Here is a 16,801-nt window from a genome sequence, read left to right on the forward strand (position 1 = left end):
GGCAGTAGGAGTAAAGAAGTTTACGATAATTGTCGGAAAGGTGTGTCGGGGATATGATTTGTATTGTAATCGTACATGATAGTATGATCGGGGTGTGTATGTAATCAAAAGTATTTGTGGAAGAAACCATTGTAAAAGTGGAGAATCTATTCCCGTCGAAGAGTTGCGTGCCGTTCAAGGCGTGTCGGCCGTGGAAGTTAAATTGATAATTATGTGGCGGTCCCTTTTGAAGAGCTCCTCATGTAGTTGCTAATCGAAATAAAGAGAATATTCGATGTAATATATAATGTAATTCAAATAAATTTATGGAAGAATCAGTAGTAAGAGTAGAGCATTTGTCTCATCGTTACAGCGTTCAATGGGCGATCCGGGACATTAATTTCGAGATATACCAGAAGGGTATTCTCGGTTTGTTAGGTTCGAACGGTGCCGGCAAGTCGACAACGATGAACATTATGTGCGGTGTTTTGAACCAGACAGAGGGTGAGGTTTACATCAATGGAATCAATTTCCGGGATAATCCGATAGCGGCAAAGATGAACATCGGTTTTTTACCGCAGAAACCGCCATTGTATACTGATTTGACGGTTCGGGAGTACCTTGCTTATTGTGCGGAGTTACGTTCCGTTGAACCGAGAAAGATAAAAGCAGCCGTAGACACGGCTATGGCCAAATGTGGTATCACTCATTTCAATAAACGTTTGTTGAAGAACCTGTCGGGCGGTTATCAACAACGCGTAGGCATTGCTCAGGCGATCATCCACAACCCTAAATTCGTGGTTCTCGACGAACCTACCAACGGTTTGGACCCGAATCAGATCCTCGAAATCCGAGAACTGATTAAAGAGATCGCTTACGATCGTTCGGTATTGCTGTCGACTCACATATTGTCGGAGGTACAGGCTACCTGCGATCATATCAAGATGATAGAGAAGGGTAACCTCGTCTTTTCAGGGACGATGGAAGAGTTTAACAATTATGTTCAACCCAACACTTTCGTCGTGGTAATGAAAAACCCTCCGGCAATCGAGATGTTGCGGGAAATACCGGGAATCGATCGGGTTGAAGAAGTCAGTCAAAACAGTTACCGTATGTGGTTTACCCGTGATAGCGACGTGACTCGCGAGGTGGTAGAGTTGAGTGTTTCCCGCGGTTGGGAGTTAAGCGAGATCACGGTAGAACGTAGCTCGTTGGATGAAGTATTCGCCCGCCTGTCCGGGAAAGTAAAGATGAATAGTCGTTTGTCATGAGAAAGATATACAAGATAGCGATAACAGAGTTACGTACTCTGTTTTATTCCCCGGTGGCATGGTTGATCCTGGTGATTTTCACCGTTCAGGCAGCTATGTCTTACACGGGTTTAATCGATACCATGTTGACACAACAGTTTTCCCGTCCGTTATGGTACAGTATCGTACGTGAGCTTTTTACACGAAGTTTCAGTCTTTACCCGACGATGCTTGGCAACCTTTACCTCTACATTCCTTTATTGACGATGGGGTTGATGAGTCGGGAGTACAGCAGCGGTTCCATAAAATTATTATATTCGTCACCGGTTTCGACGACTCAAATCGTTTTGGGGAAATACTTGTCGATGATGCTTTATAATTTGATTCTTGGAGGAATTTTGCTGGTATTTGTGTTCTTAACGGGTTTTAATGTTCCTAATTTTGACTACACGTTGGCTTTGAGTGGTGTTTTAGGGCTTTACCTTGTTGTTTGCGCTTACGCGGCGATCGGTCTTTTTATGTCCTGTCTCACCTCTTATCAGGTGGTGGCGGCAGTTTCAACACTTGCGGTCTTGGCTTTTTTAAATTACGTCGGCCGGTTGGGGCAGGATATCCCCCTCGTTCGGGATATCACTTACTGGTTGTCCATCCAGGGGCGTTCCTCGCAGATGATCGAGGGGCTAATCACGAGCGAGGACGTCTTGTATTTTCTGATCGTTATCGGTTTGTTCCTTTCTTTATCCGTGATTAAGATTCTCTCGGGTAAGAAACGTAATAAAGGTTTGATCGTGACCAGATACTTCGTTGTGACTTTTCTGGCTTTATTTTTGGGCTACCTGAGTTCCCGTCCCGTCTTCAAGTTTTATTATGACGCCTCGGCGACCAAGTTAAACACGCTGGCCCAGGCAAGCCGGGAGGTGATGGAGAAGATGGACGGAGGTTTGACGGTCACTACTTACGTTAACCTCCTGGAGAGTCATTACCATTACGGTATCCCCTCGGGAGTGAACGGAGATAAAGATCGTTTTAAAGAGTACACTCGTTTCAAGCCCAGGATGAAGATGAAATACGTTTATTATTATAAGGACGTGAAGGACTCGAATAATTACCTGACCGAGCGTTTCTCTGGATTGACGGAGCGCCAGAAAGCGGAGAAGGTGGCGGTGGCTAATGACTTGAATATGAAAATGTTCTTAACACCTGAAGAACTTTCGCACCAGATCGATCTATCGGGAGAGAATTATCGTTTCGTTCGCGTGATCGAGCGAGACAACGGTCGGAAGACTTTCTTGCGTGTTTATGATGACGGTTACGTTTTTCCTAATGAGGCGGAGATTTCGACGGCAATGAAACGACTGGTGACAGATGTCCCGGTGGTGGCTTTCGTCGTGGGGCATGGCGAGCGTGATATACGCAAAGCCGGAGACCGGGATTATTATACCTTTGCGCAGAGCCCTACTTTCCGTCACTCGTTGATCAACAAGGGTTTTGATACGGAAGTGCTCGATTTATCGAAAGTCGGAGAGGTGTCGCCGGAGGTGGACGTTTTGGTTATTCCCGATCCATATACGGCTTTCTCGAGTGATGATATCGATAAATTGAACCGTTATATCGATCGCGGGGGTAATTTGGTCATAGCAGGAGAACCTGGCAAGCAGTCGATTATGAACCCGATTACGCGTATGCTGGGGGTAGAATTCATACCCGGAGAGCTTGTCCAACCGACGGGAGTTTATAATGATAATCTGCTGATTTGTCGATTCAATGAAGAGGGCGTGAACGTGATGACCTCTTATAAAAATTTGTTAAACCGTTACGGTATCGTGATGCCCGGTACTTCAGCACTCTCTTTTGACACGACACGCGGTTTCCGGGTAGCACCTGTTTTGACGACCTCCGGGGAGGGGAGTTGGAACGAGCTCGAAGGTGGCGATAAGGCGGTCTTCAACCCCCGGGTTGGCGAGGTCCAGGGTGCTTACCCGACGATGCTTGCTTTAACGCGACAGGTCGGCGATCGAGAACAACGGATCGTGGTGTTGGGTGATGCCGATTGTATCAGTAACTCGGAGTTGTTGATGAATCGCATCGGTGTTCAGACGTCTAATTTCTCCTTGATTACGGGTATGTTCCGGTGGTTGAGTTACGGTGAGTTTCCGTTATCGATCACTCGTCCGGCGTTTAAAGACACGGTTCTGGAGTTGACACGCGAAGGAATGCCGCTGACGAGTTTATTATTGACATGGATATTCCCTGCCTTGTTCGTTTTGGGAGGAGTGGGTGTTTGGATGAAAAGAAGGTTGGGTTAAATAATATAGAATATGAGAAAAGTATTAAAAATAGCTGGAAATGAGTTAGGTGCTCTTTTTTACTCGCCTGTGGCTTGGTTTATATTGGTGATCTTCACAATCCAGACGGGTCTTACCTATATGGACCTTTTCAAATCTTGCGTGACGTCACAGTTTTTGAATGATGCTCCCGGCGAGGGTAGTTTGACGGGTGTGATCCTGGTCTCTTTAAGCGGTCTTTTTATCGTGGTGCAACAATATTTGTACCTTTACATACCCTTGTTGACGATGAGCCTGATGAGCCGGGAGTACAGCAGCGGTTCCATAAAATTGTTATATTCGTCACCGGTAACGGCAACCCAGATTATCACGGGTAAGTTTCTTTCGATGATGTTTTACGGTTTACTTCTGGTAGGTATTTTGTTCGTTTACATCTTGTTTTCCTGCCTGACGATTCCTCATTTCGATCTTTCGATGGCGTTTTCGGGTTTGTTGGGGTTGTATTTGTTGATCTGCGCTTACGCGGCAATCGGTCTTTATATGTCGAGTTTGACTTCTTATCAGATTGTAGCCGCAATGGGAACCTTAGCGGTACTGATCGTTTTGAATTTTATCGGTAGTGTCGGTCAGGATATCGGTTTCGTTAGAGAGATTACCTACTGGCTGTCGATTAAAGGGCGGGCTATGGTTTTTGTTAACGGTTTGATCTGTAGTGAAGACTTGTTCTATTTTCTTTTGGTCATTCTTTTTTTCTTGGCTTTGTCCATCATGAAGGTCGAATCTCATCGGGCCAAACGAAGTTTGGTCGTGTCTGTCGGGAGATACGTGGCGGTGGTTGCGGTGGTTGTCGGTTTGGGGTATTTGACTTCGCGCCCGACACTGCAATTGTATAAGGACATGACGGCTTGCCAGACGGAGACGGTGACGGAATCCACCCAGAAAATTCTGGAGCAGATTGACGGCGAAATTAAAATTACGACTTATGTAAATCTCTTGGGAACAAATTACATTTACGGTTTGCCGAGAGCGGAGAAAGGAGACATGGACCGTTTTAAACCTTACGTTCGTTTCAAACCGGATATAGAGATGTCTTATGTGCGTTACTATTTGCAGACAGCCCCCCTTCATGGTAAGCGATTCGCCGGTTTGGACGAATGCGGTGTAGCGGAGGAGTATGCGAAGATGGCGAAGGTTTCGTTAAAAGGTTTTATCTCTTCCGAAGAGATAAATAAACAGATCGATTTGCGTCCGGAGGGCTATCGTTTTGTTCGTTTGCTGGAGGCAGCAAACGGACGTAAAACGTTCCTGCGCATGTACAACGACCAGCTACAATTCCCGACGGAGACGGAGGTGGCGGCAGCGTTGAAACGTTTGGCCGTTGATGCGCCTAAAGTGGCTTGTTTGACAGGTCACGGAGAGCGTAGCACGAGCGGTTTCGGTGATCCTGATTATTACTCTTTTGCCAGTAACCTGACATTTCGTTATGCGTTAGTAAATCAGGGTTTTGACGTTTATGTTTACCAGATGAAAGAGGGTGAAGATATTCCTATCGAGTACGATATTCTTGTAATTGCCGATATGAAAAGTCCTTTTACCCCGGACGAGTTGTCCAAGGTTAGCCGTTACATCGAAAGAGGAGGTAACCTTTTGATCGCGGTAGAACCGGATCGTGTGGATTTGGCCCGTCCTTTGCTTTCGTTGTTTGGCGTAAGCTCGGTGCCCGGTGTATTGGTGCAACCGACATCAGATTTTAGTGCCGATTTGTTACAATGTCAGGTGACGGAAGAGGCAGCTCATATTTCTCGTGAATATGCCCGAATGTTAAAGAAAGGAGAACGAGTGACAATGCCTGGAGCTGTGGGGCTCGAGTATGACAATACCGCAGGTTATGCCTTTTTTCCCATCTTACGAACAATCGAAAAAGGTAGTTGGAACGAGTTGGAAACGAGTGATCTGATAAACGATCAAGTGGTGTTGAATCCTGCTGCCGGTGAGTTCGAGGGATCTCATGTCACGGCTTTGGGTTTAAGCCGGAAGACGAAAGGCAAGGAGCAACGGGTAATAATTCTCGGGGATGCGGATTGTGCCAGTAACGCGGAGTTGATGATGATGCGCAAGGGAATCAATGCCTCGAACTACTCGTTGATTACGGAGAGTTTCCGTTGGTTGACAAATGGTGAATTCCCGGTAGAGATCGTTCGTGCGGATCCGAAAGATACAACGGTCGTTTTTCCTATCACGGACATCTTTTGGGTGAAGTTCTTTCTTCTGGGGGTATTCCCGTTATTGTTAATCGCTTGCGGGATCATTATTAATTATTTGAGAAAAAGAGGCTAAATTGCTTAACTATAAATGAATTGTTATGAAACAAAAAATACTTTTTAAAGGCCTATCGTTAGCCGTCATGTTTTTTATGGGTTTCACTTCTGTCGTGATAGCTCAGAATCGCCAGGTAAAAGTAAAAGGCGAAGTTTGTGATCCGGAAATGAATGTCATTTTAGGTGTTCAGATCGTCGAGAAAGGAACGACGAACAGTACGATCACGGATTTGAGCGGGTATTTCGAGTTGATTGTTTCAGAGGAAGGAACACTTTTGATTATCTGTAATGGTTATGTTACTCGTGAGATAAAAGTAAAGGATTTTTTAGCTGCACAGGGACATTATTTATTCATTACCCTTGTGGAAGAAGAGTTACCTGAAGAGCCGCTGATTCATTTTTATAATCGACTTGTTTGTTGTTTAGAAACAAAACGCTAAAGAATATTGTGTAGTGTGTATACTGAGGCAGGCCTTAACCTTACAAAAAAACCAAAGGGGAAAAACGTTTTGTAGGGGAGAGGGTCTGCCTTTTGTATATAATTTCGAATAGAAAACGAATGAGTGAATACGTATCGGTTATTGTATTGCGAATGAATTATTACGGTACGATGAAGCAAATTTATTGGGAATCAATTAAAAATGGGTATTTCGTGCATATTTATAATAAAAATAAAATATTTACAGAAAATTTATTTTTTGTTTTTAAGTGAATTTAGTATGTAAAAATGTTGTTATATACTGAGTTAACAATAAAGAGATGGGAGGTTTCAGAATAAATAGGGTAGTTGAGCAAAATTAACTATGATTTTTAGTTTGGATTTCAAATGAAGATACTTTATATTTGAAAAGTGTGTAACTAAAAATAAAATCATGAAATTACGTCTCATCTCTACATTCATCCGGCATAAAATCAATGCTTTAAGGAAGCTTTGGTTGTCTCGGGTGTTTGTCTCATTTTGGTTGATAGGAATTTTTTGTATTCCGTTTTTATTTCAGGAGGCCGGGCATGATAGGATGGGGTTATCTGTAAGTATTCTATTCTCTGATGCATTGTGTGGCCTTTTCTTGTATTTTATCGTGTGGGATTATTTTAGGGTAAGAGGGAAGGTAAACGTGTCGAATTCTTTTCGAACGTATCCGATTAATGATGCAGATCCTTTTGGGGAGGGTTTGTCCGTTATTCTTTTACAGGTTGAAAAGAGAGCTAAGGTAATTGGAAGGATGGAGTAAAGCCGGGATGGATATGTTTGTAAGAATGCTATCCGATGTTTTGTGTTGAAAAAGGATAGGTAATATGACTGAAATTTAAATTGGAAATTATGAAATTGAATCTTATATTGACCGTAGCTTGCTATGAAGCGAAAGTGTTAAAAAGAAGTTGGTTATTGCGTTTATTCGCTTTATTGGCATTTGTCGGAATAACCGTTTTACAGATTATGACTCAGAGTTCGTGGAGTATAACGGAACACTATATGGTGGCCCTGCCTTCTTCCATGCCTTTCTTTAATGCATACTGGTTTAATTTGTTACAGGTTTTTTTGTTGGTCTTTATTGTGGCGGACCGCTTTAAAAGTGGAAAACACGTGGATACGACCGATTCTCTGCGTGTGCGTCCGGTGAGCAATACGGATTACTTGATAGGAATGGCAGGTGGGATTTTCTCCGTATTGGTAGTATTGAATGTCATCTCCATATTGATATCGTTGTCCCTTAATATTTTTGTCAGTGAGGCACCGGTAAACGTTTGGCTCTATTTCTTTTATTTGTTTACCCTAACCATTCCTTCTTGCCTGTTTATCTTGGGAGTGTCTATTTTGATCTACTCATGGATAAAAAATGCCATGCTTGCTTTGTTGGTATTGTTGGTAGCGGTTGGATTGGTTTATGTTTTTATTCCTTCTGCCGGATATGGTATATTTGATCTTTTTGCCCGGGAAATGCCCAATATGTTTTCGGAACTGACCGGGCATCCCGAAATAGGATCTTATCTTTTACAGCGTTTGACCTATGTCGTTTGGGGTGTGGGATTACTGGGATTTGCCATTGTATCGTATCCTCGAATTCCAAATGGAAAAAAAGGAAAATTGAAATTATGCAGCGGACTTATTCTGTTATCGGGTATATTAATCGGAGGGATCTTCGTCGGGGCGAAAGAGGCCGACAGGCGTTTTCGGAAGCATATGGTGGAAACTTTTGAAAAGTACAGCGCGCGAGACCGGCTCTATTTATCCGATGCAGAGATTACTTTCGAGCAATCGGGTACTACCATGTCGGTGAAGAGTAAATTAACCGTCCAAAATAAGGAGAATCATCCGGTATCGGAGATCGTTTTATTCTTAAACCCGGCCTTGCGCATCAAAGAAATTCGGGGAGAGAGCGGTGAAGCTATTTCTTATCGTCGGGATGGTCAAGTCGTTATTTTGGAAAAAAACTTGGCACCGGAAGAAGAGTTTTCTCTCCAAGTGGATTACACGGGAAAGATAGATGACCGGGTATGTTATCTGGATATTTCCGATGAGGAATATTACGATAACCGTTGGATTACGAATATTTTTTGCTTCGGTAAACGATACGCTTTTTTAGAGAAGGATTATACGTTGCTGGAGCCTGAAGTGTTGTGGTATCCGGTAACAGAACCTCCTGTTCATTGGGTGCATCCTTATTCTACGGGGAAAAATTATACGAATTATGTTTTAAATGTAATTCATAGGGATAAACGTACCGTGATTTCGCAAGGAAATCGAAAGGTATCCGGTGATACTATCCGTTTCGAAAATTGCGATAAATTGACAGGAATCAGCTTATGTATGGGAGATTATACCCACAAATCATTGACCGTGGATTCAGTAAGCTTAGATCTCTATTTTTATCGCGGGGAAAACTATTTTAGAGCTCCTTTTGTCAGCATTAAGGATTCGCTTCCCTCTTTGGTCAAGCAAACGAGTGAGTTGATGGCAACTAAATGGGGGCATCCTTATCTATATGATAGACTCTCTCTTTTGGAAGCTCCCGTGTCGTTCGCTACTTACATACGGGGATGGAGTAAAAAGAGCAATTACGTGCAGCCGGCTATGGTATTCGTTCCCGAACGAGGGATAACTATACCTGAAATCGCAAATCAAATGGCGAAGGAGTATGAAAGAATAAAAAGAGTAAAAAAGAATTTGAATAATACAGGACAAGCTCCTTATGATGAAGAATGGACAATGCGTAGTTTTATCGATTGTGTACAAAGTGTGTTTGTATTTCCCGGTTCTGAATTTGTGAAGGTCGATTTCGATTTGTTAAGAGGAAAACAGGATTATAGCGGAACGCCCGTAACGACAAAGGTGGGAGTCGGAAATAAGCATATTCTCTCCTCATTATTTCAAGATAACGGGTGTGTCGTTCTTTCTAAGGAGATCCCTATAGCCGGACAAATATTCGATGAGTTTCAGATACTGTTATCTCCGGCTTACAAGACGGCGAATACCGCTAACCACTCGCCACAAAACGAGATGCGCGTACTCGATTATCTTTCTGAACATAGTTTGGAGGATGCCGCAACAGATCCGTCCCTCTCTTCGGATATGTTTAAACTACTGTTGCTGAAGAAATGCAATTACTTGTATGAATTGATTATGGTGGATATTCCTGAGCGTTCATTGCAGGCTTTTATGGAAGAATTTATGACTAAATATCGTTATCAACAAGTTACCTTCGAACAGTTTATGAAAGAGTTTGAAGAGCGGTTCGATTATAAGTTGGGCGAGGTATTTGATGAATGGTACAGGAATAAAGGATGTTCTTATCTGGAAACTAAAGATATCGGGGGATATAAAGTGGAACAAGGGGAGTACGAAGGTTATGCGGTTCATTTTAAGTTGTATAATCCTGGAAAGTCCGATATTTTGATCTCGGCTACGGCGAGTGCGAATTGGCTCAAAAATGCTCGCGGGTATTGGGAGAAAAGATTCGTTTTGCCGGCGGGAGAGGCTTTGGAGGTACATATACCGTGTGACGACGTTCCTGGACTGGTTTCGATAACTCCGAGTATAGTATTGAATCAGCCGGCAGCGGTCACGATTATGTTGCCGGACGAATTAGAGGTAATTCGTGATTCTACGCGGGGACTATTTCCGATCAGTCCGGAGCTTTTCCAGCCCGATCCGAATGTCATTGTCGTAGATAATGAAGACGAGGGCTTTTCTTTATTTGATTCGAGCGGGAAACGGATAGCGGAGAAAAGAGATAGGAGGGATACCGGTTACGAGGAGTTGAAGGGTGGTCATCGTTGGACTTATATTATAAGACAGGGATTTTACGGGAAATATATCGCGAGTGCTTATTATAAAAAAGCCGGAGATGGAAAGGCCATGGTCGAATGGAAAGCGAACCTTCCTAAACGGGGAAAGTATGAACTGTTTATTTATAATGTAAGCGGAGGGAGTAATATAATAAGTGTTAATAAGGGAATAACACAATATTATACATTGTATTTCGGGGATAAGAAGGAGGAGATAGAATTTAATGCACGGAGAGAGATAAGTACTCCATGGGTTTCCGCCGGCACATTCTTTTTCGATAAAGGAGAGGTAAGACTGGTGATGAATGATAAATGCGATGTGGACCTCGTGTATGCCGACGCAGTGAAATGGGTATATGTAGGGGAGGAATAAAGTTCGGATTTTATAAACGGATAACCGGTTGCCTGAAAAGGGAACCGGTTATTTGTTTTCAAGAATCTTCTTGTTGAGAACCGAAATTTTATAAGGTGTTGTATATAAATATGATGAATCGTTATACCGTATGAGAAAAGACCATAGAGGAATAGTTGGGAGAGTGCGAATAAGTGTCTACTTTAGTCAAAAATTTAATAACGTATTAAAAGATGGATTATCTTTTAATTGATTAATCGGAATGAAAATGAAAACAGAAATGCAAGAATTCATGGATGCCTTAAAGGCAAGGACTCCGGGAGAACCCGAATTCCATCAAGCGGTAGAAGAGGTTATTGAAACCGTATGGGATACCTATCAGGCTAATCCTAAATACAAGGCTAATAAAATATTGGAGAAAATGGTAGAACCCGAAAGAGTGATTATGTTCCGGGTGCCCTGGATCGACGATAAAGGAGAGGTACAGATCAACCGGGGCTATCGGGTTCAATTCAATAGTGCAATCGGACCTTATAAAGGGGGAATTCGTTTTCACCCGGCAGTAACGCTCGGTACGTTAAAATTTCTGGGTTTCGAGCAGACTTTTAAAAACTCTTTGACAACTCTTCCCATGGGGGGAGGTAAGGGGGGATCGGACTTTAACCCGAAAGGAAAATCTGATAACGAAGTGATGCGGTTTTGTCAAAGTTTTATGACAGAACTCTGTAAATACATCGGCCCTGATACGGATGTTCCGGCAGGGGATCTTGGCGTAGGCGGACGCGAAGTCGGGTATATGTTCGGGCAATACAAGAGAATCCGTAACGAATTTACCGGAGTTTTGACCGGGAAACCCTTTGAGTTCGGTGGCTCTCGGGTACGTCCGGAGTCTACGGGATACGGTACGGTTTATCTCGCGCAACATGTGTTGGCTTCCAAGGGAGAGAAGATTGCCGGTAAGGTTGTTGCTATTTCCGGTTTCGGTAATGTTGCCTGGGGGGCAGCTCAGAAATTGGTTCAGTTGGGGGCTAAGGTTATTACGGTCTCGGGCCCTGACGGATATATCTACGATGAAAAGGGATTGGACCAGGAGAAAATTAACTATTTGCTTGAACTGCGGGCAAGTAATAACGATGTCGTAGAGCCGTATGCGAAAAAATTTGGAGCTCGGTTCAAAGCCGGTAAAAAACCTTGGGAGGTTAAATGTGATATCGCTTTTCCTTGTGCGATCCAGAATGAGCTTAATGGAGAGGATGCCAAACAGTTGGTTGCTAACGGTTGTCGACTAATTGTAGAAACCTCAAATATGGGATGTACTCCGGAGGCCATACATTATGCTAATGAACATATTACTTTTGTTCCCGGAAAGGCGGCTAATGCCGGCGGCGTGGCAACTTCCTGTTTAGAAATGAGCCAGAATGCCATGCATTACAGCTGGCCCGCCGAGGAGGTAGATGCCAAATTATCACAGATCATGAAAGATATTCATGATACCTGTCTCAAATACGGCAGGGAAGGAGATAAGGTGAATTATGTGAAAGGAGCTAATATCGGAGGTTTTATCAAGGTCGCAGAAGCCATGTGTGCCCAGGGACACGTATAATTTGTAGATTGAAGAATCGTTTATATTGAATATTGTTGGGAACAAGCGGTCGTATCGACCGCTTGTTTTGTTTCGATGGAAAATTTTAAACCTTTTATTTCATTCTACGTTTGATAAGGTATGAATTTAATAAGATAATAATGAAAAGAGATAAGAAAAAATATTCGTTACCCGAAGAGGAACGAGACAATCGTTATTCGAAAAGCGATGATGTCCTGAATGCCGAATACAATGAGATTCTGGAATCTATTTTAGAGAACAATGATGAAGATGCGAAGGATAACATGTCTGATTATATGGATGAATTGAGGGAAGAATCTGCTGCTCTGGATGATTTTGAGAAGCAATCGTAGAGGTTATTTTGCGAATGCTCCCAAACCGAAGAGGGCAAAATCATAACGGATCGGATCGACGGGGTCGAACTCCCGAAGACGGCAAGTTAATTCAAGTACCGCTTGTCGATCGTTTTGCGATCGAGTTAAAAGTCCTAATTGTCTGCTGACATTTCCGGTATGCAAGTCCAATGGAATAAGAAGGGCGGAAGTAGGGATCTCCTTCCATAATCCGAAGTCAATTTCATCCCGACGGACCATCCAGCGCAGGAACATATTAATCCGCTTGGCTGCAGATCCCTTTTCTACGTTGGCAATATGACGCAGAACTCTGGGATCCGCCGGAGAAGACGTAAATATCGCGTGCCATTCCGCCAATACGTCGAACATATCCGGATGTTGTCGGTAAGCTCGGGAAAACAGCCCCTCTAATCCACCGTAATCTTTATAAATGCGGGATAGTGATTTGAAAAAGTAGATACAATCGTAATCATTGAAAGTGCGGTGCTTAAAACCGGATAAACAGGAGTAATCGGCATCCGTCGCGTGGAGGACAAAGTCATAGGGAGCGTAATCCACTCGTTTCATCAACTCTTTGCATTTTTTGATAATAGTCGGTCGTTGACCCCAGGCTAATGTGGCTGCCATGAATCCGGCAATTTCAATGTCTTCCTTTTCCTCAAAAAGTTTAGGGATTTGGATGGGATCCGTTTCGATAAAAAAATCGGATCTGCAATACTCAATATATTTCTCGTCAAGAAGTTGTTTAAGTGCAGACATAGTTGAAATTATTTTCAGTTTTTATTAATCGCTCAATCACCTAATCACTCAATCACTCAATCACTCAATCACTCAATCACTTAATCACTTAATCACCTAAATCTTCTCCCCTCTCAGCATCTCCCGTTTTCCCGGGGGACCGGGAAGGCGTTTCAGTTTAAATCCGAGATTGCGGAGGGCTCTTTTCACGGTTCCTTTCACACAATAGGTTGTAAGAATTCCTTCCGGTTTTAATGCTTTGTAAAACTTGGCGAACATATCTTCCGTCCACAAACGGGGCTGTACGTCGGGGGCAAAGGCGTCAAAAAAGACAATATCGAAATATTCTTGGAAGTTGACTTCTTCAAAATCTGCCTTGTGTTTATGGAGCGTGAAATAGGGCGTGACGACAACATCCTCGTTCCAGGGGGCATTATGTAATCGTGCGAATAAAGATGCGTTTTCCGGAGCGAAATGATCCGGATAATTAAGTTGTTCCACTTCGTCAGGGGTCAGCGGATATTTTTCAAAGGTATGGAATACCACGTTCCTTTGATTTTCACGGGCCTCCATAAGTGTCAGAAAAGCGTTTAACCCGGTTCCGAATCCGGCTTCCAGGATACGGATATTCTTTTGACCGTAATGGACTATTCCGGCTTTAATAAATACGTGAATCGATTCCTGTATCGCACCGTGAATAGAATGATAGGGCTCATTCAAATCAGGTATATACAGGGTATTGCTGCCGTCTTCCGTCGTGATGATTGCTCTATCCATCCTTTAGCACAACTCTTGACGCAGAAGATTTGCGAATTCGATGACATCATTTTCCGTGGTGTCGAACGAACAAACCCATCTCACTTCGGCGGCGTCTTCATCCCATACGTAAAAAAAGCATTCATTTTGAAGTTTGGAGATTTTTTCTCTCGGAATAATGGCGAAAATTTCATTCGCTTCCACTTTTTGCGTGATGTTTACGGAGGGTATCTGTTCTGCGGCATTGGCCAGTTTTTGTGCCATGGCATTGGCATGAGCCGCTGATTTCAACCATAAATTATCTTTTAACATGGCGGAGAACTGGGCGGCAATAAAGCGGGATTTAGAGTGTAATTGCATCAATTGCTTCCGGATATACTTAACCTCTTTCGACATTCGTGTATTGAAAAAAATGACGGCTTCCCCGAACATCATACCGTTTTTGGTTCCACCGAAACTTAACACGTCAATCCCCACTTCTTTGGTTATACTGGCCGCGGTGCATCCCAGATAGGCTACGGCATTGGCTAATCGGGCTCCGTCCATGTGGACATACATATCGTGGGCATGGGCGAAATCGCAAATTTCTTTCAACTCCTCATGCGTGTAGACGGTTCCGAGTTCCGTGCATTGGGTTAAAGAGATTATTTTCGGTTGGGAGTGATGTTGATCGTCGAATCCATGCATATGGTTATGAATCAGTCCCAAGGTGAGTTTCCCGTCATACGTCGGAACGGTTAACAGTTTACTTCCGGTCTGTTTTTCGATAGCCCCGCACTCGTCCACGTTGATATGGGCTGTTTCTGCACAAATGATGGCATTATACGAATGTGCGAATGCCGAGAGGCTCAAAATATTGGCTCCCGTTCCGTTGTAAACGAAATAGACGTCTATATCGTCTCCGAACAATTGTTTGAAATCTTTAACGGCTTTCTCCGTGTATTTGTCTTCCCCGTAGGAGTGTTGATGTCCGAAAGCCGATTCTTCCAGTGCTTTGAAAACTTCCGGTAATACTCCGGAGAAGTTGTCACTACCGAAACCTCTAAGTCCCATGAATAGAAATTGAATTAAATGGTTAAAGGAAAATGATCCGAACGAACGGAATATAAAAAGACTACCTCAAAACAGATTTGAGGTAGTCTCTGATATTGAATTATCCCAAGAAAGACAATAATATACCGGCGGCTACGGCAGAACCGATAACTCCGGCGACGTTGGGTCCCATGGCATGCATCAGCAGGAAGTTACCCGGGTTGGCTTCCTGGCCTACGTTTTGTGATACGCGGGCAGCCATCGGAACGGCGGAAACTCCGGCGGAACCGATCAACGGATTGATCTTGTTTTTGGTAAACAAGTTCATGAATTTTGCAAGTAAAACTCCACCGGCACTACCGATACTGAAAGCCAGAATACCGATAACCAGAATAGCCAGTGTCTGGAAATTCAGGAAAGCGGCGGCAGTCGTAGTCGCTCCGACGGAAATTCCTAAAAATATCGTACAGATATTCATCAATTCGTTTTGAACCGTTTTGCTCAAGCGTTCGACCACACCGCATTCGCGCATCAGGTTACCCAGCATCAGACATCCGATTAGAGGAGCAGCAGAGGGTAAGAGTAACGATACGAAGATGGTTACGACGATCGGGAATACGATTTTCTCTTTTTTGGAGACTTTACGCAATTGTTGCATTACAATTTCCCGTTCTTTCTGGGTTGTCAGAGCTTTCATGATCGGCGGTTGGATCACGGGAACCAAGGCCATATAGGAATAAGCCGCTACCGCGATAGGGCCAAGTAACCCCGGAGCCAGCTTAGACGTCAGGTAGATGGCCGTAGGGCCGTCGGCTCCCCCGATAATACCTATGGAGCCTGCTTCCGCGTAAGTGAATCCGAGTGCAAGGGCTCCCAAGAATGTTGCGAAGATTCCGAGTTGGGCTGCCGCACCTAACAGAAAACTTTTAGGATTCGCCAATAGCGGACCGAAATCCGTCATTGCCCCGACACCGATAAAAATGATACAGGGATAAATCCCTAATTTTACTCCTAAATAAATGTAATCCAGCAAACCTACATTATTGTAGTTTGCGAAATTGCCCCAATGTACGTGTCCTCCTTCAAAGAGTTCCGGATGGTATAGTCCTGCCCCGGGCAAGTTCGTCAGCAACATCCCGAAAGCGATGGGTAACAACAACAAGGGCTCGAATTTTTTAACAATGGCTAAATAAAATAGTACGCAAGCTACGACTATCATGACCAGACATAACCAGTTCCCGGAATAGAGATGTGCAAATCCTGTGTCATTTAAGAATTTGGTCACTTTTTCTCCCATATCGATCTCTTCTGCTCCGGCAGCAAAGGGTATGATAAATATTCCGAGTAATAAGGCTATCTTTAACAGGTATTTTTTTACTTGTTTCATTTTCAAATGTTTTACGGTAATTAAGCCAATTCAACAAGTGGGTCGTCCTGTGAAACACTCTGACCTACGGTAACATGAATTGTTTTCACTTGGCCGTCGCTACTTGCCACGATGTTATTTTCCATTTTCATGGCTTCCATCACAAGCAGGCAATCTCCGCGTTTCACCTGACTGCCGACTTTAACACTGATTGCGGATATCGTACCGGGAAGCGGTGCTTTAATCGTGTTGGTTTTGTTGGACGCCGTATTTTGCGCCGGACTCTTGTACGTGGTCGATGTCGGTATTGCCGCGGGCTTGCGGGGTACGGCGGTAGGAGCAACCGTATTCCTACTTTCGTAAGTTACGTCATAAGATATCCCGTTCACCTCAACCGTGGCCTTGTTATGGTCCGTTATATTAACAGTTACGTCGAAGTTATTTTCGTCTATGGTGATTTTGAATTTATTCATAATCTGTTT

Annotated in this window: 13 protein-coding genes; 8 read left to right on the forward strand and 5 right to left on the reverse strand. The window is 43.5% G+C overall.

The window, feature by feature from the left end:
• The first annotated feature begins 305 nt into the window (after positions 1–305).
• The 8 genes from PGR74_RS07495 to PGR74_RS07530 all read left to right on the forward strand — a co-directional run bounded on the left by PGR74_RS07495 (position 306) and on the right by PGR74_RS07530 (position 12,427).
• Positions 306–1,250: an ABC transporter ATP-binding protein gene (locus tag PGR74_RS07495; protein ID WP_041502173.1), complete on the forward strand. Its 945-nt coding sequence runs from the start codon at positions 306–308 to the stop codon at positions 1,248–1,250.
• On the forward strand, positions 1,247–3,535 hold the full coding sequence (locus PGR74_RS07500) for a Gldg family protein (RefSeq protein WP_041505385.1): 2,289 nt from the start codon (positions 1,247–1,249) through the stop codon (positions 3,533–3,535). Before PGR74_RS07495 ends, PGR74_RS07500 begins: the two co-directional genes overlap by 4 nt.
• Positions 3,536–3,547: 12 nt before the next feature.
• Entirely contained in the window at positions 3,548–5,851 is a 2,304-nt protein-coding gene (locus tag PGR74_RS07505; RefSeq protein WP_041505386.1) for a Gldg family protein, read from the forward strand.
• Between the two features lie 25 nt (positions 5,852–5,876).
• On the forward strand, positions 5,877–6,272 hold the full coding sequence (locus PGR74_RS07510; RefSeq protein ID WP_041502170.1) for a carboxypeptidase-like regulatory domain-containing protein: 396 nt from the start codon (positions 5,877–5,879) through the stop codon (positions 6,270–6,272).
• 432 nt (positions 6,273–6,704) lie between these two features.
• The gene (locus tag PGR74_RS07515; protein WP_270516905.1) at positions 6,705–7,064 is read left to right on the forward strand and encodes a hypothetical protein; all 360 of its coding nucleotides are present in this window, start codon (positions 6,705–6,707) and stop codon (positions 7,062–7,064) included.
• 89 nt (positions 7,065–7,153) lie between these two features.
• Entirely contained in the window at positions 7,154–10,492 is a 3,339-nt protein-coding gene (locus PGR74_RS07520) for a golvesin C-terminal-like domain-containing protein (protein ID WP_270516906.1), read from the forward strand.
• Between the two features lie 247 nt (positions 10,493–10,739).
• A complete protein-coding gene (gdhA, locus tag PGR74_RS07525) occupies positions 10,740–12,074 on the forward strand; it encodes an NADP-specific glutamate dehydrogenase (protein ID WP_041502232.1) in 1,335 nt (444 codons plus the stop codon).
• 140 nt (positions 12,075–12,214) lie between these two features.
• Positions 12,215–12,427 carry a hypothetical protein gene (locus PGR74_RS07530; protein ID WP_041502167.1) on the forward strand — a complete coding sequence of 71 codons (213 nt, stop codon included), beginning with the start codon at positions 12,215–12,217 and terminating at the stop codon, positions 12,425–12,427.
• A 3-nt stretch (positions 12,428–12,430) separates the two neighbouring features.
• Here the strand turns inward: PGR74_RS07530 and PGR74_RS07535 are convergent, their stop codons facing one another.
• From PGR74_RS07535 to PGR74_RS07555, 5 genes are all read right to left on the reverse strand, one after another.
• Positions 12,431–13,186 (reverse strand): TIGR02757 family protein, encoded by a 756-nt coding sequence (locus tag PGR74_RS07535; RefSeq protein ID WP_041502166.1) that lies wholly within the window; start codon positions 13,184–13,186, stop codon positions 12,431–12,433.
• A gap of 96 nt (positions 13,187–13,282) precedes the next feature.
• Positions 13,283–13,942, reverse strand: a complete 660-nt coding sequence (gene mnmD / locus PGR74_RS07540; protein WP_041502165.1) for a tRNA (5-methylaminomethyl-2-thiouridine)(34)-methyltransferase MnmD — start codon at positions 13,940–13,942, stop codon at positions 13,283–13,285.
• A gap of 3 nt (positions 13,943–13,945) precedes the next feature.
• On the reverse strand, positions 13,946–14,974 hold the full coding sequence (locus tag PGR74_RS07545; RefSeq protein WP_041505387.1) for a threonine aldolase family protein: 1,029 nt from the start codon (positions 14,972–14,974) through the stop codon (positions 13,946–13,948).
• A gap of 100 nt (positions 14,975–15,074) precedes the next feature.
• A complete protein-coding gene (locus PGR74_RS07550; RefSeq protein WP_041502163.1) occupies positions 15,075–16,340 on the reverse strand; it encodes a sodium ion-translocating decarboxylase subunit beta in 1,266 nt (421 codons plus the stop codon).
• Positions 16,341–16,360: 20 nt separating this feature from the next.
• A complete protein-coding gene (locus PGR74_RS07555) occupies positions 16,361–16,792 on the reverse strand; it encodes a biotin/lipoyl-containing protein (protein ID WP_041502162.1) in 432 nt (143 codons plus the stop codon).
• Between the last annotated feature and the right edge of the window lie 9 nt (positions 16,793–16,801).

The sequence above is a fragment of the Sanguibacteroides sp. AM78-02pH3A genome (genome assembly GCF_027666085.1).
Classification (GTDB): domain Bacteria; phylum Bacteroidota; class Bacteroidia; order Bacteroidales; family Marinifilaceae; genus Gabonibacter; species Gabonibacter massiliensis.